Below are 19,872 nucleotides of genomic sequence, written 5' to 3'. Positions count from 1 at the left end.
CATCGCGGTCGGAGACCGGTCAGCGGATGGAACTAGTTGCTGGAGAGCTTCTCGCGCAGAGCTGCGAGGGACTCGTCGTCAGCGAGCGTGCCACCGGAGGTGGACTCGCTCGAGAACGAGGAACCAGCGGACGAAGCGCTCGACGTGGTCGGGTTGGCCTCTTCAGCGGCTGCGGCTGCAACCTGCTTCTTGTGCGCTTCCCAACGAGCCTGGGCTGCAGCGTAGTCCTGCTCCCACTTCTCGCGCTCGGCGTCGAAGCCTTCCTTCCACTCCTGCGTCTCGGCGTCGAAGCCCTCGGGGTACTTGTAGTTCCCCTGGTCGTCGTACTCCGTGAGCATGCCGTAGAGGGCCGGGTCGAACTCGGTGCCCTCGGGGTCGACACCCTCGTTGGCCTGCTTGAGGCTCAGCGAGATGCGGCGACGCTCGAGGTCGATGTCGATGACCTTGACGAAGACCTCGTCGCCGACCGAAACGACCTGCTCGGCGAGCTCAACGTGCTTGCCCGACAGCTCGGAGATGTGCACGAGGCCCTCGATGCCGTCTGCGACGCGAACGAACGCACCGAACGGAACGAGCTTGGTGACCTTGCCCGGTGCAACCTGGCCGATGGCGTGGGTGCGGGCGAAGACCTGCCACGGGTCCTCCTGCGTCGCCTTGAGCGACAGGGAGACGCGCTCGCGGTCCAGGTCCACCTCGAGGATCTCGACGGTGACTTCCTGGCCGACTTCCACAACCTCGCTGGCGTGCTCGATGTGCTTCCAGCTGAGCTCGGAGACGTGCACGAGGCCGTCCACTCCGCCGAGGTCCACGAACGCACCGAAGTTGACGATCGACGAGACGATGCCCTTGCGGACCTGTCCCTTCTGGAGGTTGTTGAGGAAGGTGGTGCGGCTCTCGGACTGCGTCTGCTCGAGGAGCGCACGACGCGACAGGACCACGTTGTTGCGGTTCTTGTCGAGCTCGAGGATCTTCGCTTCGATCTCCTGGCCGAGGTACGGCGTGAGGTCGCGGACGCGGCGCAGCTCGATGAGCGATGCCGGGAGGAAGCCACGGAGGCCGATGTCGACGATGAGGCCACCCTTGACCACTTCGATGACCGAACCGGTGACGACGCCGTCGGATTCCTTGATCTTCTCCACATCGCCCCAAGCGCGCTCGTACTGTGCGCGCTTCTTGGACAGGATCAGACGGCCTTCCTTGTCCTCCTTCTGGAGAACGAGAGCCTCGATCGTGTCACCGACGTTGACGACCTCACTGGGGTCGACGTCGTGCTTGATGGAGAGTTCGCGTGAGGGGATGACGCCCTCGGTCTTGTAACCGACGTCGAGGAGGACCTCGTCGCGGTCGATCTTCACTACGGTGCCTTCGATGAGGTCGCCGTCGTTGAAGAACTTCAGAGTCTTCTCGACCGCTGCCAGGAAGTCTTCAGCAGATCCGATGTCGTTGATTGCGACCTGCCGGGGGGCGGTCGTTGCGCTTGTCATGTAGTAGTTGCTCCAGTGCGGACAATGTTTCAGGCCAGCCGCACGCACCGACCCGAACTCCGTGAGGAGTTCCGGCGATGATGTGTGTGCCGCGGCGACCGGGTGGCCGACGCGTCGCGCTGCGAGACTGGCAGGCGGATAGAACGTCACAATTGTGACAATCCAGTTTAGCTGGATTCTGCGGCTCCCGGCAACCCGTGACGAATGCCGTTCCGCCCGTCGATGATCGAGCGGATCGCCGGGTCGAGCTTCGGGTGCCGGAACCGGTAGCCGAGGCCCTGGAGGCGTTCTGGGACCACCCACCTGCTCTTCAGGACGAGTTCCGTCTCGGTCCGGATGGCGATCGATCCGATCTCCAGCATCCACCGAGGAGTCGGGATGCCGAGCGGCACGCCGAGCGCGTATCGGAGCGTCCGCATAAAGCCTCGGTTGTCGGTCGGGTTCGGCGATGAGGCGTTGAGCACGCCGTCCACATCCGGATGTTCCCGAACGAAGTCGATGATGCCGAGGACGTCCTCGACGTGGATCCAGCTGAAGCGCTGACGGCCGCCGCGCGAGCGATACCGATGGTAGGTTCCGGCGTCGATGCCGGCCTCCGTCGACGGCCACCGACCGTCGAGCTGAGCTCCACCGAGCCCGAACGACGCAAGGCGGATGAGGGGCACGAGGGCGCTGCCGTCGCCGAGGACGATCGCCATGCGGAGGGCCACCCGCCGTGTGCCGTCGAGGTCGCCCGCGAAGAACTCCCGTTCCCAGGCGGTTGCGACGTCCACGGAGAAGCCGCGGCCGATCTCGCCGGTCGATTCGGTCATCGGGCGGTCTTCCGCGTGTCGGTAGATCGTGGCCGTCGAGGAATTGACCCAGAGGGGCGGTGGCTTTCGGCACGCGCGCACCGCAGCTGCGAGTTCAGCGGTCGTCTCCACCCGCGAGCGTGCGATCTCGGCACGATTCGCCGCGTTGTAGCGGCAGTTCACGCTCTTGCCTGCGAGGTTGATCAGGACGTCGGCGCCGTCGAGCAACGCGGTGATGCGCTCGGTGTCGCCCCACGATGCGTCGGCCCCGCGTCGTCCGATCGTGGCGACCTGCGCCCCACGCCCCCGGTATGCGTCGATCAGGTACTGTCCGATGAAACCGGACGCGCCGGCGATCACGATCCGCTCGGTCACGGTGTTGCCTCCCCCGGCCGGACCGCATAGGTGAAGCGACCGGCGTATTCGTACAGCCTACCGATGAGTGGCGCGTCGACCACGATCGAGACGCGTTGCTCATCGGCGTCGTCGTCCCAGCGCTCGACGAGCGTCACCACCGGTGAGATGACGCCGGGGATCCGGATCGTGAGGCGCGCGATCCTCACGGCGACCGCGGTCGATCTCAGGCGGAGCGAGCCGTCGACGATCGACGCATCGAGCCGCGAGTGCACACGTCCACCGGAACCGAGGGCATCCGTGACCGATCGACTCAGCCCGCCGCTGGAGGCGATGCGATCCACCATCGTGCGGTCGCCGGATGCGAGGTGGAAGATCCGTTCGGATGCCACCGCCGGGACGCCGACGTCCGGGATGACGGGTCGGTTGACGACGGTGAACGGGACGTCCCGCTCCCATACGCCGAACATCACCCCGGCGCGACCGAACGGCCACAGCAGCGGCCACAACCACCGTCTCGGTGTGCCTACCGTGTCGAACACACCCGTCCCGACGCCGACCGACCCGTACGGGATCGCACTGAAGTAGGCCCTGAGCCGAGGGTGCAGCTCGTCGAGGCTCGCGCCGAGCGCATCCTCGTACGGAGATCTGCGCTCGGACGCCCTGTCCCCCACCGCGCGGACTCAGCCGAGCAGTGCCGATCGGAGGGTATCCAGGCCGACCCCGCCGAGGTCGAGCGCGCGCCGGTGGAACTCCTTGATGCTGAACGCATCGCCCTCGCGGCGCTGGACCTCGTCCCTCAGCTGCTCCCAGATGCGCTGACCGACCTTGTACGACGGCGCCTGTCCGGGCCAGCCGAGGTAGCGGTTGACCTCGAACTTCACGAACTCCGGCGACATGTTGACGTTCTGACCCATGAACTCGAACGCGTACTCTGCGCTCCAGGCGCCGCTGCCGTCCGGGAGCTGTTTCCCGAGGTGGACGCCGATGTCGAGGACGACGCGCGCCGCCCGCATCCGCTGTCCGTCGAGCATGCCGAGTCGGTCCGCCGGGTCGTTCAAGTAGCCGAGTTGTTCCATCAGGCGTTCCGCGTACAGCGCCCAACCCTCCGCATGGCCGGAGGTTCCCGCGAGCTGACGGCGCCAGGTGTTGAGCTTCGCCCGGTTGACCACGGCCTGGCCGATCTGCAGGTGGTGCCCTGGAACGCCCTCGTGGTAAACGGTCGTCAGTTCTCGCCAGGTGTCGAACTCGGTGACGCCCTCAGGCACGGACCACCACATGCGTCCAGGACGGGAGAAGTCGTCGGTCGGCCCCGTGTAGTAGATCCCGCCCTCCTGCGTCGGCGCGATCATGCACTCGAGTGCACGGATCTCCTGGGGGATGTCGAAGTGCGTGCGTCCGAGCTCCTCGACGGCGCGGTCGCTCGTCTCCTGCATCCACCGCTGCAGCGCTTCGGTGCCGTGCAGCTTCCGGGCGTCGTCGCGTTCGAGGAAGGCGACGGCCTCCTCGACCGAAGCGCCCGGCAGGATCTCGTTCGCGATCGACGACTGCTCGGCGACCATCCGACCGAGTTCCTCGATGCCCCACTCGTAGGTCTCGTCGAGATCGATCGTCGCGCCGAGGAACCGGCGGGATTGCAGCGCGTACAGGTCGCGGCCGATGGCGTCGCGCTCGGTGGCCACCGGGAGGAGCTGCTGGGCGAGGAAGTCGGCGAGCTCGCTGTATGCGACGGCCGCCGCGCCCGCGTGCACGCCGAGCTGGTTGGCGAGGGACGCCGGAAGCTGTCCGCCCACCGGACCGCCGTTCGCCGCGAATTCGACGAAGAATCCGTCCTCCGCCGCGACCCGGTTGACCTGTTCGAAGACTTCGGCCACCTGGCGCTTCGCCGGCGTGATCCCCTTCGCGATGCCTTCGCGGAGCGTCTCGATGTAGCCGTGGACCGCTTCGGGCAGACGCCCCAGCCGCGTCGAGATCGTCTCCCAGTCCTCGACGGTCGCGGTCGGCATGAGGTCGAACACCTCACGGATCTCCTGCGCCGGGGATGCGATGACGTTGAGGTCGCGATACTGCAGGCCGGCATCGGAGCTCTCGACGTCGAGTTCGAGCTGCGCGCTCAGATCGGTCTTGGTGACCTCGTCGACGGAATCGACGACGGCCGCGGCCCGGAGCTCGCCGAGCGTGCGCTTCGCGGCCTCGATGTAGGCGCCGTGGCCGGCCGGGGAGTAGTCGCCGTAGCGATCGTTGACCTCATTGCGGCCGATGTAGGTGCCGAGGACCGGTTGCAGCTCGACGAGTGTGTCGACCCACCGCTCGGCGATCGCGTCGATGGGGGTCGTTGGACGTACTTCGTCGTGTGCCATACGACGAGCCTAGGACGATCCTGTGATGAGCGCCAAGCCGGCACCCGTCGATGCAGCCGCCGTGCACCCGTCCGCGTCTCGGTGGCCGCCGCCCGATGCGGGCGGCGGCCACCGAACGATCAGTGCGCCGCGGCGTCCCAGTTCTTCCCGCGTCCGACCTGGACGTCGAGCGGAACACGGAGGTCTGCGGCACCGGCCATCCGCGTCCGGACGATGCCTTCGAGTGCGTCCCACTCCCCCGCGGCCGTCTCGAAGATCAGTTCGTCGTGGACCTGCAGCAGCATGCGGGAGGTGAGCTGCTGTTCGGCCATGTCCTGCTCGATGCCGATCATCGCGATCTTCATGATGTCAGCGGCCGAACCCTGGATGGGCGCGTTGAGAGCCGCACGCTCCGCGTTCTCCCGGACGAGGCGGTTGGGGCTCGAGAGCTCGGGGAACAACCGGCGGCGACCGAAGATCGTCTCCGTGTAGCCGTCCATCTTCGCCTGCTCCACAACATGGCGCAGGTAGTCGCGGACGGCGCCGAAGCGCTCGAAGTAGTCCGACATGAGCTGCTTCGCCTCGGCGCTCGTGATGCGCAGCTGCTTCGACAGGCCGAATGCGCTCAACCCGTACGCGAGACCGTAGGACATCGCCTTGACCTTCGTGCGCATGAGCGGTGTGACGTCCGCGGCATCAACACCGAAGATCCTGGCGCCGACGAAGCGGTGCAGGTCCTCACCGGCGTTGAATGCCTCGATGAGGGCTTCATCGCCGGAGAGGTGCGCCATGATGCGCATCTCGATCTGCGAGTAGTCGGCGGTCAGGAGCGTCTCGAACTCCGGTCCGGACTGGAACGAAGCCCGGATCCGGCGCCCCTCCTCAGTGCGGACGGGGATGTTCTGCAGGTTCGGGTCGGTGGACGAGATGCGGCCCGTGCTCGTGCCGATCTGCACGTACGTCGTGTGGATGCGGCCGTCGGGTGTGATCGCCTTGTCGAGTGTTTCCACGATCTGCCTGAGCTTGGTGGCATCCCGGTGTTCGAGGAGCAGACCGAGGAACGGGTGCGGGCTCTTCTCCTGCAGGTCGGCCAACGCGCCGGCGTCCGTGGAGTAGCCGGTCTTGTTGGCTCGTGTCTTCGGCATGCCCAGCTGGTCGAACAGGACCTCCTGGAGCTGCTTCGGCGACCCGAGGTTCACCTCGCGGCCGATCTCGGCGAACGCCTGCGACTGCAGATCCGCAGCCTTCGCGCCGAGCTCGGTGGACAGGCCGCTCAGGATCTCGTGATCGACGGAGACGCCGTTCAACTCCATGTGCGCGAGGACGCGCAGCACCGGCATCTCCATGTCGAACAGCACCCGGAGCGAACCGGGGTCGAGGGCCGTTCGTGTGGCCGCTGCGACACGCAGCGTGTACCAGGCGGTGCCGCCAGCGCTCACCGGATCCGCATCCGGGACGAGCTGGTTCGGGTCCGCGACGGGCAGGGTCTCGTCGAGGTATCGGGAGACGAGGTCTGCGATGGACTTGTCGCCGCCGCTCGGGCGGAGCAGCCAGCCGGCGACGACCGTGTCGTAGGCGAGGCCGGCGATGGCGACGCCGGCGCGAGCCGCGGCCTTCACCTGCGGCTTCGCGTCGTGCATGATCTTCGGGGCGTCGCTGCGCAGCCACGCTTCGAGCGGCTCGTAGTCGGCTTCACCCGGCTTCCAGGCCACTGTCACGATCTCCGTGGACGTCGAGACGCCGAGCGATGTCGGTGCGTCCTCGTGGAGGTCGATCTGCAGGCCGAGTCCGTCCGGGTTCGCAGCGGTCACCCTCGTGAGCCAGGCCCCGAGTTCCTCGTCGAGCAGTTCCTTCTGCGGCGGCATGGTCTCACCGATCTGAGCGACCGCTGCGGGTTCCGTCCCTGGGGCATCGGAGCCGTCGAGCTTCAGGACGCGGTCGAGCAGCGTTCTGAACTCGAGTCGACCGAAGATGGTGCGCACCTCCTCGACGTCGAGCGGCTTGCGTTCGAGGTCCTTCGGTCCGACCGGGAGCTCGACGTCCGTCAACAGCCGGTTGAGTCTGCGGTTCCTGACCGCGTTCTCCTTGTGCTCGCGCAGGCTCTCGCCGACCTTGCCGGTGATCTCGTCTGCGCGAGACAGGATTTCCTCGAGGCTGCCGAACTGGTTGAGCCACTTCACGGCCGTCTTCTCGCCGACCTTGGGGATGCCGGGCAGGTTGTCGCTCGTCTCGCCGACGAGCGCCGCGATCTCCGGGTACTGCTCCGGGCGGATGCCGTAGCGGTCGAACACCTTGGCCGGGTCGTAGCGGGTGAGCGCGGAGACGCCCTGCGTCGAGGGGTAGAGGAGCGTGACCTCGTCGTTCACGAGCTGAATGGTGTCGCGGTCTCCGGAGACGACGAGGACGCGGAACCCCTGCTGGGATCCCTGCGAGGCGAGCGTTGCGAGGATGTCGTCCGCCTCGTAGTCCTCCTTGCTGATGGTCGTGATGTTCATGGCCTTCAGCACCTCTTCGAGCAGTGGCACCTGACCCATGAACTCGGCAGGCGTCTCACCGCGGGTGCCCTTGTACTCGGGGTACTCGCGGGTCCTGAACGACCGGCGGGAGATGTCGAACGCGACCGCGATGTGGCTCGGGTTCTCGTTCTTCAGGAGATTGATGAGCATGGCCACGAAGCCGTGGATGGCGTTCGTGTGCTGGCCGTCGCGCGTCTGGAAGCTGTCCACCGGCAGGGCGTAGAACGCCCGGAACGCGAGCGAGTGGCCGTCGATGACGAGGAGGGTAGGCTTTTCTGAATCCGACACGGACCCAGCCTACAAGCCGGGGCCGACACCGGTCAGGCACGATCCGAAGGCGGACATGACGAACGAGACGACCCGGGACACCAGCGACGCCCTGGCATTCCTCCAGGCGCGCGGAATCGGCGCCCTCGCAACGAAGATGGGCATCGAGATGACCGAGTTCTCGGTCGAGCGATCGGTCGCGACGATGCCGGTCGAGGGCAACACCCAGCCCGCCATGCTCCTGCACGGCGGCGCATACGTCGTGCTGGGAGAGTCGCTCGGCTCGATGGCGGCCAACCTGTACGCCGGCGCCGGTCGTCTCGCGGTCGGGATCGACATCAACGCGACGCACACCCGCTCCGCCACGAGTGGCATCGTGACCGGTGTCTGCACACCGATCCACCTCGGTCGGAGCCTCACGGTCCACGAGATCGCCGTCACGGATGAGCAGGGCAGAAGGTGCTCGACCATCCGCATCACGAACCTCATCAAAGAGGCGCCGACCGCGCGCTGACGATCCGCTTGGCTCCCGCACACGTCGAAGGCGGTCCTCCCCTGGGAGGACCGCCTTCGTGACGTTCAGAGCCGTACGACCCGTTCCGGGTCGTCAGCGGTGCTACTTCTTGGCGCTGAGCTGCTCGATGATGGCCTGGGCCACGTCGTGCATGGTCAGACGGCGGTCCATGGACGCCTTCTGGATCCAGCGGAAGGCCTCGGGCTCGCTGAGGCCCATCTTCTCGTTGAGGAGGCCCTTCGCGCGGTCGACGAGCTTGCGGGTCTCGAAGCGCTCGACCATGTCGGCGACCTCTGCCTCGAGGGTGATGATCTGCTGGTACCGGGAGAGGGCGATCTCGATCGCCGGCAGCAGGTCGCTCGGGGTGAAAGGTTTGACGACGTAGGCGAGTGCCCCTGCCTCGCTCGCGCGCTCCACGAGTTCCTTCTGGCTGAAGGCCGTGAGCAGCACGACCGGCGCGATGTGCGCCTTGCCGATGCGCTCCGCAGCCGAGATGCCGTCGAGCTGCGGCATCTTGACGTCCATGATGACGAGGTCCGGGCGCAGCTCGGTCGCGAGCGCGACCGCGGTCTCGCCGTCACCTGCTTCACCCACAACCTCGAATCCGTTGTCGCGGAGGATCTCGACGATGTCGAGGCGGATAAGGGATTCGTCCTCGGCGACGACGACTCGCCGCGGGGCTACGATTGGGGTCTCTTGCTCAGTCACCCTCAAATCCTACGGTACTCTGGTCCAGGTTGTTGTGAGCCGGTGTGGCGGAATGGCAGACGCGGAGCACTCAAAATGCTTTGCCTGAGAGGGCGTGTGGGTTCGAGTCCCACCACCGGTACTTCGACCAATGGCCCGTGATCCCTGGTTTTTCCAGGAATCACGGGCCATTGTGCGTACAGGGGCCGACGGAATCAGCCGTGGTAGCCCGACTTCGCGAGCGCGATCGCAGCGGCGATGCCGCCGATGGCGCCGAGGAGCGTGATGGCTCCGAGAATGCTGTACAGGATGGCGTCGACCATGGTGCTCACCTTTCGTCCGGTGAGTCAATCGTACCGGTGACGAACGGCCGCTCCGTCAGTCGGTCGCGGTCGCGGCGGCAGCCTGGCGTTCGGCCTCCACGTGCTCCAGATGGGCTTGGAGTTGGGCTTTGCTGAGTCTGGAGACGCCGGTGAGCCCAAGACGTTTCGCGTGTGCGCGCAGCTCGATCATGCTCGGGACGCCGCTCGGCGAGGAGGTGGACGGCACCTGCTCCCCCACGACGGCTCCGGTCGCGGCTGCCGGCGGCGTCGAGGCGAGCGCCTGGACCGCATCGTGTTGCTCGCGGACGAGCTTCGCCGTCTCCTCGTGCAGCTCTTCTGCGCGCTTGCGGAGCTTCTTCGAGGAGTCCTGCACGGCGTGTCGCGCGGCGGCGACGGCTGCTTCGGCTGCGAGGAGTGCCTGCTCCGCGAGGCGTTCATGTTTCGGCTGGTCCTTCGAAGGGCTGAGCGAGGTCTTCGTCTCGGTCGCCTGCTTCCGAGTCGACTTCTTCGGGTCGGGCTTCTTGGCATCGGGCTTCCGCGCGTCGGGCTTCCTCGCATCCGACTTCTTCGCGTCGCTCTTCTTGGCATCCGGCTTCTTGCCGTCGTGCTTCTTGTGGTGTGTCGCCATCACGGTCTCCCGATCCATCCGAAATGCACCGAGCCGCTTCGCTTCGCGTTCCTGAACCGTTCCAGTGCCGGCGACGTGTCTCGTCGCGAGTGCAGTGTTGCACACTCGGCGGGTGCCTGACCAGGGGTTTGAATGCTGTCGGTCGTTGGGCGATCGTGTTCGCCGGCTCAGACGAGACCGGGCAGGCGGACCAGAGCTGCTCGATCCGGACTCGATCCGGATCAGAAGCCGCGGGTGACCTCGGCTGCGACGCCGTCGAAGTCCGTGTCGGTGACGGCGTCGCCGCCGACCGCCTGCCCGGTCCAGGTCTCGACGATCCAGCCGTCCGCAGGCGAACCGGTCAGGACGAGGGCGCCGGTGTTGGTGATGGGATGCGCCGCCACGAACTCGGCGTTGACGTTCGCGGCCCGCAGACCGACCCAGGAGCGGATCATCGCGCCGTGGCTCACGGCGGCGACGGTCTCGAGACCGAGTGAAGCGATCTCGTCCACCACCCGGTCGAATCGGTCGAACACCTCGTGACCGTTCTCCCCGCCTGGCATGCGGTGGTCCAGATCGCCCCTGGCCCACTGCACCATCGCGTGCATGTAGACCTCGACCGCCGGCATGTCGTTGCGCATCTCGTTGTCGCCGGCGGCGATCTCCTTGAGGTCCTCGCGCACCACGACGTCGAGCCCGAGCGCGGCTGCAAGGGGCGCTGCGGTCTGCTGTGCGCGCGCAGCTGTCGATGCATACACGGCCTCGATGCGCTCGGCAGAGAGCGCCTCAGGGACTGCCAGGGCCTGCTCTCGTCCGAGCTCGGACAGGTCGGCTCCCGGGATCGCCGTGTCGAGGAATCCCGCGACGTTCGATGGGGTCTGACCGTGTCTGATGAGAATGAGGCGCATACGTCCAGCCTAGGCGACCTCGTTCACCGGAGCCTGGGTGACGGGCTCAGTGTCCACCCAAGAAGCACAGACACGCGGATGGCGTGCGACCGCATCAGACGGTCCACACCGGGGCGCCAGAGCCGAGCGGGTGAGCCGGGAACGGATAGTCGTCGTATCCGCTCAGTGCCGGACGTGCCGTTGTGACCTCGGTCCCCCGGACGCGGTGTGTGACCGTCGCTGCCGCACCCGGAGTGATCGGCAGCGGGGCGGGTTCGGTCCGGCCGGAGGCAAGCAGGTGTGCTGAGACGCGCGCGAGCGACACCGCTACGCGATGAGCGCCTGGCGCTTCGATCTGCCGGGCGAGTGCATCGATGATCGCCGCCGCCAGCAGATATCCGGACGTGTGATCGAGGGCTTGAGCCGGCAACGCGCCCGGCCGGTCGAGCGAGCCGTCGATCACAGCGATGCCGGAGGCAGCCTGCACGAGGCTGTCGAAGCCACGTCTGCCCCGCCACGGTCCGCTGCCGCCCCAGGCGTCGACACTCGCCTCGACGAGCCGCGGCGGACGGACGAGCCCAAGGCGATCCAGAGCGCCTGGCCGATATCCGGTGACGAGGACGTCCGCGCCGTCCAGCAACTCCTGCAGCAGCGCGCGACCGCTCCTGGTCGTGCCGTCGATCGAAACCGTTCGTTTGCCCTGCCCGGTGTCCATGTGCTGCCACGGGATCTCCGGCAGCGTCGGCGTGTCGACCCGGAGCACGTCTGCTCCGAGCAACGCGAGCGTCCGTGTCGCCACCGGTCCGGCGATCACCCGCGTCAGGTCGAGGACGCGGACTCCGCGCAGCGGCCCTACCGGATCGGTGAGGGATCGCCGCTCGACGGCCCGAGGATCGGCGTCACCGTCGTCCGCGAGATCGGACCGTGCCTGGGCATCGACTGAGCGTCGGACGAGCGGCTCCCGGGTGAGGAAGCACGCCTGTTCCCCGCTCGACCACTCGTCGCTCGATCTGACCCGAACGACGAGCGCGCCGATCGCATCCGCCGCGTCCTCCAACTCCCCGGCGGAGCGAGCGGCGATGGCCGAGGCCACCTCGTCTCGGCCGGCATCCGGCCTCAACGCCAGCATGCGGCGCAACCGCTCCGCGTGGTGCGGGTAGTTCGCGTGGGTGCGCACCCACGCGTCCGACGCGGGGAAGAACCCGGACAGCGGCGCGAATCCGTCGACGGGTTCGCCGTCCAGTCGCAGCAGGCGATCACTCGAGTACGCAGCGGCCACCCGCTCCCGGTCAACGGACGCGAGGAGCGGATCGAAGCCGAGCGCGACTCGCAACCGATCCGCCGCATCCTCCACGGAACCGACCGCCCATGTCGCGAGGTCGAGCACGGGCAGGTGGGACGCCAGGTACGCCGTCGATCCGTGGGTCAGCCGACTGCCGCCATCGTGGTTCATGGCAACAGCGTAGGGCCTCCAGGGCGGGTCTGGACACGGCACACGATGCGGACACCGGTTGTGGCATGGGGCGGACGAGAACGCCCCGCTGCGCAGCATGAGCTGCAGAGCGGGGCGTTCACAACCACACGATGCTTAGAGGACGTCTCCGACCCGGTGCACACGCATGTCGTTGGTGGTGCCGGGGATTCCGGGAGGGGATCCTGAGATGATGATGACCTTCTCGCCGGCCTGAGCCTTGCCGGTTGCGACGAGGACCTCGTCGACCTGCGCGACCATCTGGTCGGTGTGCGTCACACGCTCGACGACGAAGGACTCGACGCCCCAGTTGAGCGCCATCCGGCGACGGATGGCCGGGTCCGGCGTGAACGCGAGGATCGGGATGCGGTTGCGCAGACGCGCCATCCGACGGACGGACTCACCGGACTCGGTGAACACGCACAGGAACTTGGCACCGACGAAGTCGGCGACCTCGACGGCTGCGAGGGTGATCGCGCCGGCCTGCGTTCGCGGCTTCGTGCCGAGCGGAGCGACACGGTCGAGACCGTGCTCTTCCGTCGACTCCACGATGCGCGCCATGGTCTGCACGGTGATGACGGGGTACTCGCCGACGCTCGTCTCGCCACTCAGCATGACCGCGTCAGCACCGTCGAGGACGGCGTTGGCGACGTCGGAGGTCTCCGCGCGGGTCGGGATCGGGTTCTGGATCATGGACTCGAGCATCTGCGTCGCGACGATGACAGGCTTCGCCATACGACGGGCCAGTTCGACGGCGCGCTTCTGCACGATCGGGACGGCTTCGAGGGGAAGCTCGACGCCGAGGTCGCCACGGGCGACCATGATCGCGTCGAAGGCTTCGACGATCTGCTCGAGGTTGTCGACCGCCTGCGGCTTCTCGATCTTGGCGATGACGGGGACCTTGCGGCCCTCCTCGGCCATGATCTCGTGCACACGGACGATGTCGCTCGCGTCACGCACGAAGGACAGCGCGATGAGGTCTGCACCGAGGCGGAGGCCCCAACGGAGGTCGGCTTCGTCCTTCTCGCTCAGGGCGGGGACGTTGACGGCGACACCGGGCAGGTTGATGCCCTTGTTGTTCGAGACGGGGCCGGCGACGATGACCTCGGTCGTGACGACCGTGCCATCGGTCTCGATGACCTTGACCTTGACCTTGCCGTCGTCGATCAGGAGGAAGTCACCCGGCTTGACGTCGCCGGGGAGGCCCTTGAACGTCGTGGAGGAGAGTTCCTTCGTACCGAGGACGTCCTCGGTCGTGATCTTGAAGATGTCGCCTTCAGCGAGCTCGTACGGTCCGCCCTCGAACTTGCCGAGGCGGATCTTCGGGCCCTGCAGGTCGACCAGGACGGCGACCGCGCGGCCGGAGTCCTCGGTGGCCTTGCGCACGTTGGCGTAGATGGCCTCGTGCACGTCATAGCTGCCGTGGCTGAGGTTCATCCGTGTGACATCGACACCTGCATCGATGATGGCGCGGATCTTTTCGTACGTGGACACTGCCGGGCCCAGCGTTGCGACGATTTTCGCTCGTCTCATTGTGGTGTGTACTCCATGCTTCTGCGCTGATGCGCTTCTTGCTGCGTGATGTTTGTCGTCATGACAAAGCCTAGAGGGAGATCGGCTGGTCCGTTGGACGAACCGGCGACGGCAGCTGGGTGTCACCCTCCAAGTATGCGTCGACCGCAGCAGCGGCTGCGCGGCCTTCAGCGATCGCCCAGACGATGAGCGACTGTCCACGGCCTGCGTCGCCGGCGACGAAGACGCCGGGCTCGCTGGTCTGGTAGTCGGACTCGCGCGCGACGTTGCCGCGTGCGTCGAACGGAAGGTTCCACTGCGACTCGAGCGTGTCGGATTCCGGACCGGTGAAGCCGAGGGCGAGGAGGACCAGGTCGGCCGGGATCTCGCGCTCGGTGCCGCTCTTCGGGACGCGGCGTCCGTCGACGAACTCGGTCTCGGCGACGCGGATGGCGCGGACGTCGCCCTCGTCGTTGCGGAGGAACTCGACGGTGGAGACGAGGAACTCGCGTTCGCCGCCCTCTTCGTGCGCGCTCTGGATCTCGAACAGGTTCGGCTGCATCGGCCACGGCTGGTGGTCGGGGCGGGCGATGCCCGGCTGGCGGCCGATCGCGAGGTTCGTGACGGAGGCGGCGCCCTGACGGTGGGCCGTTCCGATGCAGTCCGCGCCGGTGTCGCCGCCGCCGAGGACGACGACGTGCTTGTCCTCTGCAGTGATCTGACCGGAGACGGTGTCGCCTGCGCCGACCTTGTTGGCCTGGACGAGGTACTCCATGGCGAAGTGGACGCCACCGAGGTCCCGACCGGGGATCGGGAGGTCGCGCGGAACCATGGCGCCGGTCGCGACGACGACGGCGTCGTACCGTGCGCGCAGGTCTGCCCAGGTGATGTCGACGCCGATGTTGACGCCGGCGCGGAAGCGGGTGCCCTCGTCCTGCATCTGCTTGATGCGGATGTCGAGGTGCTTCTTCTCCATCTTGAAGTCGGGGATGCCGTAGCGGAGCAGCCCGCCGATGCGGTCGTCTCGCTCGTACACGGCGACCGTGTGACCGGCGCGCGTCAACTGCTGTGCTGCCGCGAGACCGGCTGGGCCGGATCCGACGACGGCGACCGTCTTGCCGGTGAGGCGCTCCGGCGGGTGTGACTCCACCCATCCGTTCGCGAACGCCTGGTCGATGATCGAGACCTCGACCTGCTTGATGGTGACGGCGGGCTGGTTGATGCCGAGGACGCACGAGCTCTCGCACGGGGCAGGGCAGAGACGACCGGTGAACTCCGGGAAGTTGTTGGTCGCGTGCAGACGCTCGATCGCGGAGCGGCCTTCGCCGCGCCACATGAGGTCGTTCCACTCAGGGATCAGGTTGCCGAGCGGGCAGCCCTTGTGGCAGAACGGGATGCCGCAGTCCATGCAGCGTCCGGCCTGCTTGCGGACCGTCGCTGGGTCGCCCTGCTCGTAGACCTCTTTCCAGTCCATCAGGCGGACGGGCACCGGCCGCCGCTTTTGTACTTCGCGCTCCTGTACCTTCAGGAATCCCTTCGGATCAGCCACCGGTCACCTCCAAGATTCGGGTCCAAACTATGTCGCCATCGGGGTCCAGCCCCTCGTCCAGAGCCGTCTGCCTCGTGGCGAGGACGGCCGCGTAGTCGCGCGGGAGGACCTTGACGAACTTCTGCATGGTCTCTTCGACGTCGTCGAGGAGACGGGCGGCGAGCGGGGATCCCGTCTCAGCCAGGTGGCGAGCGAGGAGGTCGCGCACGATCTCCACGTCACCGCTGCCGAGCGGCAGCAACTCGAGCTCGCCGGAGTTCAGCGAATCGCGGTTGACCTTCTCGCGGGCGAGGTCGTAGACGTACGCCGTACCACCGGACATGCCGGCGCCGAGGTTCCGGCCGGTCTCCCCGAGGATGAGCGCGAGGCCACCCGTCATGTACTCGAGGGCGTGGTCTCCCACACCTTCAACGACCGCTGTCGCACCCGAGTTGCGGACGAGGAAGCGTTCGCCGACGGTGCCGCCGAGGAACAACGTCCCCTGCGTTGCGCCGTACCCGATCACGTTGCCGGCGATCACGTTGTCCTCAGGGGCGAACGTCGCCTCCGCCGGCGGACGGACGACGATCTGTCCGCCGGAGAGGCCCTTGCCGACGTAGTCGTTGGAGTCGCCGATGAGCCGCAGGCTGACGCCGCCTGGCAGGAATGCACCGAACGACTGACCGGCGGAACCGTGCAGCGTGACGTCGATGCTCCCCGCCGGCAGACCGTTCTCACCGTGGCGGAGGGTGACCTCGTGGCCGAGCATCGTGCCGACCGCGCGTTCGGTGTTGCGGATGGGGAGGTCGATGGCGATGTGCCCACCGTTCTCCAGCACGTCCGCGCTCGCCTCGATGAGTCCGCGGTCGAAGTGCTTGTCGAGCTCGTGCTCCTGCACTCGGCGGTTCGTACGCGGCTCGTCTTCGGCGAACTCGGGACCGACGAGCACGGGCGTGAGGTCGAGACCGGACGCCTTCCAGTGCTCGATCGCGCCGTCGGAGTCGATGAGCTCGTTGTGGCCGATCGCCTCCTCGATGGAGCGGAAGCCGAGCTCTGCGAGGTACTCGCGCACCTCCTGGGCGATGAACTCGAAGAAGTTGACGACGAACTCGGGCTTGCCGGTGAAGCGCTCGCGGAGCACGGGGTTCTGCGTCGCGACGCCGACGGGGCAGGTGTCGAGGTGGCAGACGCGCATCATGATGCAGCCGGAGACGACGAGGGGCGCGGTAGCGAAACCGAACTCCTCGGCGCCGAGCAGCGCACCGATGATGACGTCGCGCCCGGTCTTCAGCTGACCGTCGACCTGGACGACGACGCGGTCGCGCATGTTGTTCAACATAAGCGTCTGCTGGGTTTCGGCGAGACCGAGCTCCCACGGCGTTCCGGCGTGCTTGAGGGAGTTGAGCGGGCTCGCACCCGTTCCTCCGTCGTGACCGGAGACGAGGATGACGTCGGAAAGCGCCTTCGCGACGCCGGCGGCGACGGCACCGATCCCGGACTGGCTCACGAGCTTCGTGTGGATCCTGGCGCTCGGGTTCGCACGCTTGAGGTCGAAGATCAGCTGCTTGAGGTCCTCGATCGAGTAGATGTCGTGGTGCGGGGGCGGGGAGATGAGGCCGACGCCGGCGGTCGCGTGACGGGTCCGCGCGACCCACGGGTACACCTTCGTGGGAGGCAGCTGACCGCCCTCGCCCGGCTTCGCGCCCTGAGCGAGCTTGATCTGGATGTCATCGGCGTGCGTCAGGTACATGCTCGTGACGCCGAAGCGTCCGGACGCGACCTGCTTGATGGAGCTGCGACGGGTCGGGTCGAGCAGACGGTCGACGTCCTCTCCGCCCTCACCGGTGTTCGACTTCGCGCCGATGCTGTTCATCGCGATCGCGAGCGTCTCGTGCGCCTCCTTGGAGATCGAGCCGTAGCTCATCGCCCCGGTTGAGAACCGCTTGACGATCGAGGAGACCGACTCGACCTCGTCGATCGGAACGGGCTGGCGCACGTCCTTCCGCAGCTTGAACATGCCGCGGAGCGTCATGAGCGACTCGGCCTGTTCGTCGACGAGGCGCGTGTAGTCGCGGAAGATGTCGTAGCGGCGCGTCCTCGTGGAGTGCTGCAGCTTGAACACCGTGTCCGGGTTGAACAGGTGGGGCGAGCCGTCGCGGCGCCACTGGTACTCGCCGCCCGTCTGCAGGCGCTCGTGCGCCGTGGACGCGGCATCCTCCGGGTAAGCGTAGCGGTGACGCGTCGCGTTCTCCTCGGCGATGACGTCGATGTCGACGCCGCCGAGCTTCGTCTCCGTGCCGGTGAAGTACCGGCCGATGAACTCCTCGCTCAAGCCCACGGCCTCGAACGCCTGAGCGCTCGCGTAGGAGGCGACCGTCGAGATGCCCATCTTGGACATGATCTTCAGGACACCCTTGCCGAGCGCCTTGATGACGTTCTTGACGGCCTGCTCAGGGGTGACGCCCTGGATCATGCCGCTGCGGACGAGGTCCTCGCAGGTCTCCATGGCGAGGTACGGGTTGATCGCCGATGCGCCGTAACCGATGAGGAGTGCGACGTGGTGCACTTCTCGGACGTCGCCGGCTTCGACGACGAGACCGACCTTCGTGCGGTTCTCGGAGCGGATCAGGTGGTGGTGCACGGCCGCGAGCGACAGCAGCGACGGGATCGGCGCGAGCTCCGTGTTGGAGTCGCGGTCGCTCAGGACGATGAAGGCCGCGCCGGCCGTGATGGCCTCGTCGACCTCGGCGCACATCGCGGTGAGCCGGTCTTCGAGCCCGGTGGCTCCGTCTTCTACGCGGTACAACGCCTTGATCGTCGTGGTGAGACGACGGCCGGGGCGGGGGTCGATGTGCTGGATCTTCGCGAGCTCGTCGTTGTCGATCACCGGGAAGTCGAGCACGACCTGCTTCGCGTGCTCCGGGCCCCAGGACAGGAGGTTCCGCTGCGGACCGAGCCCGAGGCTCAGCGAGGTGACGACCTCCTCGCGGATGGAGTCGAGAGGCGGGTTCGTGACCTGCGCGAACTGCTGCACGAAGTAGTCGAAGAGCAGGCGAGGACGCTCGGAGAGCACCGCGATCGGCGTGTCCGAACCCATCGCGCCGAGCGGCTCTGCGCCGTTCTGGCCCATGGGCTGCAGCAGGATGCGCACTTCTTCCTCGGTGTAGCCGAAGGTGCGCTGGCGGCGTGTGACGGACGCCGGCGTGTGCACGATGTGCTCACGCTGCGGGAGGTCGCGCAGGTGGATGCGGCCGTGCTCCAGCCACTCGCCCCACGGCTGCAGCGCAGACAGCTCGTCCTTGATCTCGTCGTCCTCGATGATCCGGCCGGCCTCGGTGTCGACGAGGAACATCTTGCCCGGCTGCAGGCGGCCCTTGCGCTTCACTCGGCCGGGCTCGACGTCGAGGACGCCGATCTCACTGCCGAGCACCACAAGACCGTCAGTGGTCTCGAGCCAGCGACCGGGACGCAGACCGTTGCGGTCGAGTGTCGCGCCGACGAGCGTTCCGTCGGTGAAGGTCAGTGCGGCCGGGCCGTCCCACGGTTCCATCTGCATGGAGTTGAACTCGTAGAAGTCGCGACGGCTCTGCGAGAGGCCCGTCTGCTTCTCCCATGCCTCCGGCACCATCATCATCATGGCGTGCGGCAGGGACCGACCCGTGAGCGTCAGCAGTTCCAGCACCTCGTCGAACGATGCGGAGTCGCTCGCGCCAGGCGTGATGATCGGCAGCAGCGGACGGATGTCGCCGATGAGCTCCGATTCGAGCTGTGACTGGCGGGCGCGCATCCAGTTGCGGTTGCCCTCGACGGTGTTGATCTCGCCGTTGTGCGCCATCATGCGGAGCGGCTGCGCGAGCGGCCACGAGGGGAAGGTGTTCGTGGAGTACCTGGAGTGCACGATCGCGAGCTTCGTCGCGAAGCGCGCGTCGGACAGGTCCGGGTAGAACGGCTCGAGCTGCAGCGTTGTGACCATGCCCTTGTACACGAGCGTGCGACTGGACAGGGAGATGAAATACGCGCCGAGCTCGCGCTCGGCGCGCTTGCGCAACCGGTAGGTCAGACGGTCCAGCACGATGCCGGACGGGGTGAGAGCGTGCTCACCCGCGCTCGTCACGAACAGCTGCTCGAACGCCGGCATCGCGGCGCGCGCGAGCTTGCCGAGCTGGTCCGGGTTCACCGGCACAACACGCCAACCGAGCACGTCGAGGTGTTCTTCGGCCGCGATCGCTGCGATGCCGGCCTTGAGCTCGTCGCGTGCAGCCTCATCGGCCGGGAGGAATGCGATGCCGGCCGCGTACTCGCCCACGGGCGGCAGCTCGAAGCCTGCGACGCCGCGCAGGAACTCGTCCGGCATCTGCGTCAGGATGCCGGCGCCGTCACCGGTGCCGGCGTCGGAGCCGATGGCGCCGCGGTGTTCGAGGTTGCGGAGCGAGCCGAGAGCGGCATCGATGATGGCGTGGGAGGCTTCGCCGCGGAGGCTGGCGACCATCGCCAGCCCGCAGGCGTCCTTCTCCCGGGCCGGGTTGTACATGCCCTGCTTGGCAGGAACCGCGCTGAACTGAGCATACGGAGCATGCGCCATAGAAATACCG

Annotated in this window: 13 protein-coding genes and 1 tRNA gene; 2 read left to right on the top strand and 12 right to left on the bottom strand. The window is 67.2% G+C overall.

Translation table 11 applies throughout. The features are described 5' to 3' along the window. Positions 1–32: 32 nt before the first annotated feature. The 5 genes from rpsA to polA all read right to left on the bottom strand — a co-directional run bounded on the left by rpsA (position 33) and on the right by polA (position 7,772). A complete protein-coding gene (gene rpsA, locus ACL9RL_RS11935) occupies positions 33–1,484 on the bottom strand; it encodes a 30S ribosomal protein S1 (protein ID WP_422780473.1) in 1,452 nt (483 codons plus the stop codon). A gap of 167 nt (positions 1,485–1,651) precedes the next feature. Then, a complete protein-coding gene (locus ACL9RL_RS11930; RefSeq protein ID WP_422780472.1) occupies positions 1,652–2,650 on the bottom strand; it encodes an epimerase in 999 nt (332 codons plus the stop codon). After that, positions 2,647–3,303: a DUF4166 domain-containing protein gene (locus tag ACL9RL_RS11925; protein ID WP_422780471.1), complete on the bottom strand. Its 657-nt coding sequence runs from the start codon at positions 3,301–3,303 to the stop codon at positions 2,647–2,649. Before ACL9RL_RS11925 ends, ACL9RL_RS11930 begins: the two co-directional genes overlap by 4 nt. A gap of 9 nt (positions 3,304–3,312) precedes the next feature. Then, positions 3,313–4,989: a DUF885 domain-containing protein gene (locus ACL9RL_RS11920; protein ID WP_422780470.1), complete on the bottom strand. Its 1,677-nt coding sequence runs from the start codon at positions 4,987–4,989 to the stop codon at positions 3,313–3,315. A 119-nt stretch (positions 4,990–5,108) separates the two neighbouring features. Next, positions 5,109–7,772: a DNA polymerase I gene (gene polA / locus ACL9RL_RS11915; RefSeq protein WP_422780469.1), complete on the bottom strand. Its 2,664-nt coding sequence runs from the start codon at positions 7,770–7,772 to the stop codon at positions 5,109–5,111. A gap of 55 nt (positions 7,773–7,827) precedes the next feature. On the opposite strand from polA, the gene ACL9RL_RS11910 reads away from it, so the two are divergent. Continuing rightward, the gene (locus ACL9RL_RS11910; protein WP_422780468.1) at positions 7,828–8,265 is read left to right on the top strand and encodes a hotdog fold thioesterase; all 438 of its coding nucleotides are present in this window, start codon (positions 7,828–7,830) and stop codon (positions 8,263–8,265) included. 102 nt (positions 8,266–8,367) lie between these two features. Here the strand turns inward: ACL9RL_RS11910 and ACL9RL_RS11905 are convergent, their stop codons facing one another. After that, complete coding sequence (locus ACL9RL_RS11905) at positions 8,368–8,973, bottom strand: ANTAR domain-containing response regulator (RefSeq protein ID WP_422780467.1); 606 nt, start codon at positions 8,971–8,973, stop codon at positions 8,368–8,370. A 38-nt stretch (positions 8,974–9,011) separates the two neighbouring features. Here ACL9RL_RS11905 and ACL9RL_RS11900 point away from each other — a divergent pair. Next, a tRNA-Leu gene (locus tag ACL9RL_RS11900) sits at positions 9,012–9,094 on the top strand. A gap of 236 nt (positions 9,095–9,330) precedes the next feature. Here ACL9RL_RS11900 and ACL9RL_RS11895 read toward each other — a convergent pair. The 6 genes from ACL9RL_RS11895 to gltB all read right to left on the bottom strand — a co-directional run bounded on the left by ACL9RL_RS11895 (position 9,331) and on the right by gltB (position 19,862). Further along, entirely contained in the window at positions 9,331–9,903 is a 573-nt protein-coding gene (locus tag ACL9RL_RS11895) for a hypothetical protein (protein WP_422780466.1), read from the bottom strand. Positions 9,904–10,124: 221 nt separating this feature from the next. Then, positions 10,125–10,790: a histidine phosphatase family protein gene (locus ACL9RL_RS11890; RefSeq protein ID WP_422780465.1), complete on the bottom strand. Its 666-nt coding sequence runs from the start codon at positions 10,788–10,790 to the stop codon at positions 10,125–10,127. 94 nt (positions 10,791–10,884) lie between these two features. Continuing rightward, entirely contained in the window at positions 10,885–12,222 is a 1,338-nt protein-coding gene (locus ACL9RL_RS11885) for a CoA transferase (protein ID WP_422780464.1), read from the bottom strand. Positions 12,223–12,357: 135 nt separating this feature from the next. Beyond that, the gene (gene pyk / locus ACL9RL_RS11880; protein WP_422780463.1) at positions 12,358–13,773 is read right to left on the bottom strand and encodes a pyruvate kinase; all 1,416 of its coding nucleotides are present in this window, start codon (positions 13,771–13,773) and stop codon (positions 12,358–12,360) included. A gap of 70 nt (positions 13,774–13,843) precedes the next feature. Continuing rightward, the gene (locus ACL9RL_RS11875; RefSeq protein ID WP_422780462.1) at positions 13,844–15,301 is read right to left on the bottom strand and encodes a glutamate synthase subunit beta; all 1,458 of its coding nucleotides are present in this window, start codon (positions 15,299–15,301) and stop codon (positions 13,844–13,846) included. After that, a complete protein-coding gene (gene gltB / locus ACL9RL_RS11870) occupies positions 15,294–19,862 on the bottom strand; it encodes a glutamate synthase large subunit (protein WP_422780461.1) in 4,569 nt (1,522 codons plus the stop codon). Before gltB ends, ACL9RL_RS11875 begins: the two co-directional genes overlap by 8 nt. Positions 19,863–19,872 lie beyond the last annotated feature (10 nt).

Origin of the sequence: Plantibacter sp. Mn2098 (assembly GCF_049319745.1) — a bacterium.
Taxonomy (GTDB): Bacteria; Actinomycetota; Actinomycetes; order Actinomycetales; family Microbacteriaceae; genus Plantibacter.
The sequence above is the reverse complement of the archived record's forward strand: the minus strand, read 5'-3'. Positions and strand labels throughout refer to the sequence as shown.

Bases quoted from the DNA above. Each gene is read 5' to 3' on its own strand.
- ACL9RL_RS11895 (WP_422780466.1), bottom strand. From the start codon at position 9,903: ATGGCGACACACCACAAGAAGCACGACGGCAAGAAGCCGGATGCCAAG.
- ACL9RL_RS11920 (WP_422780470.1), bottom strand. From the start codon at position 4,989: ATGGCACACGACGAAGTACGTCCAACGACCCCCATCGACGCGATCGCC.
- gltB (WP_422780461.1), bottom strand. From the start codon at position 19,862: ATGGCGCATGCTCCGTATGCTCAGTTCAGCGCGGTTCCTGCCAAGCAG.
- rpsA (WP_422780473.1), bottom strand. From the start codon at position 1,484: ATGACAAGCGCAACGACCGCCCCCCGGCAGGTCGCAATCAACGACATC.
- pyk (WP_422780463.1), bottom strand. From the start codon at position 13,773: ATGAGACGAGCGAAAATCGTCGCAACGCTGGGCCCGGCAGTGTCCACG.
- ACL9RL_RS11910 (WP_422780468.1), top strand. From the start codon at position 7,828: ATGACGAACGAGACGACCCGGGACACCAGCGACGCCCTGGCATTCCTC.
- ACL9RL_RS11890 (WP_422780465.1), bottom strand. From the start codon at position 10,790: ATGCGCCTCATTCTCATCAGACACGGTCAGACCCCATCGAACGTCGCG.
- ACL9RL_RS11885 (WP_422780464.1), bottom strand. From the start codon at position 12,222: ATGAACCACGATGGCGGCAGTCGGCTGACCCACGGATCGACGGCGTAC.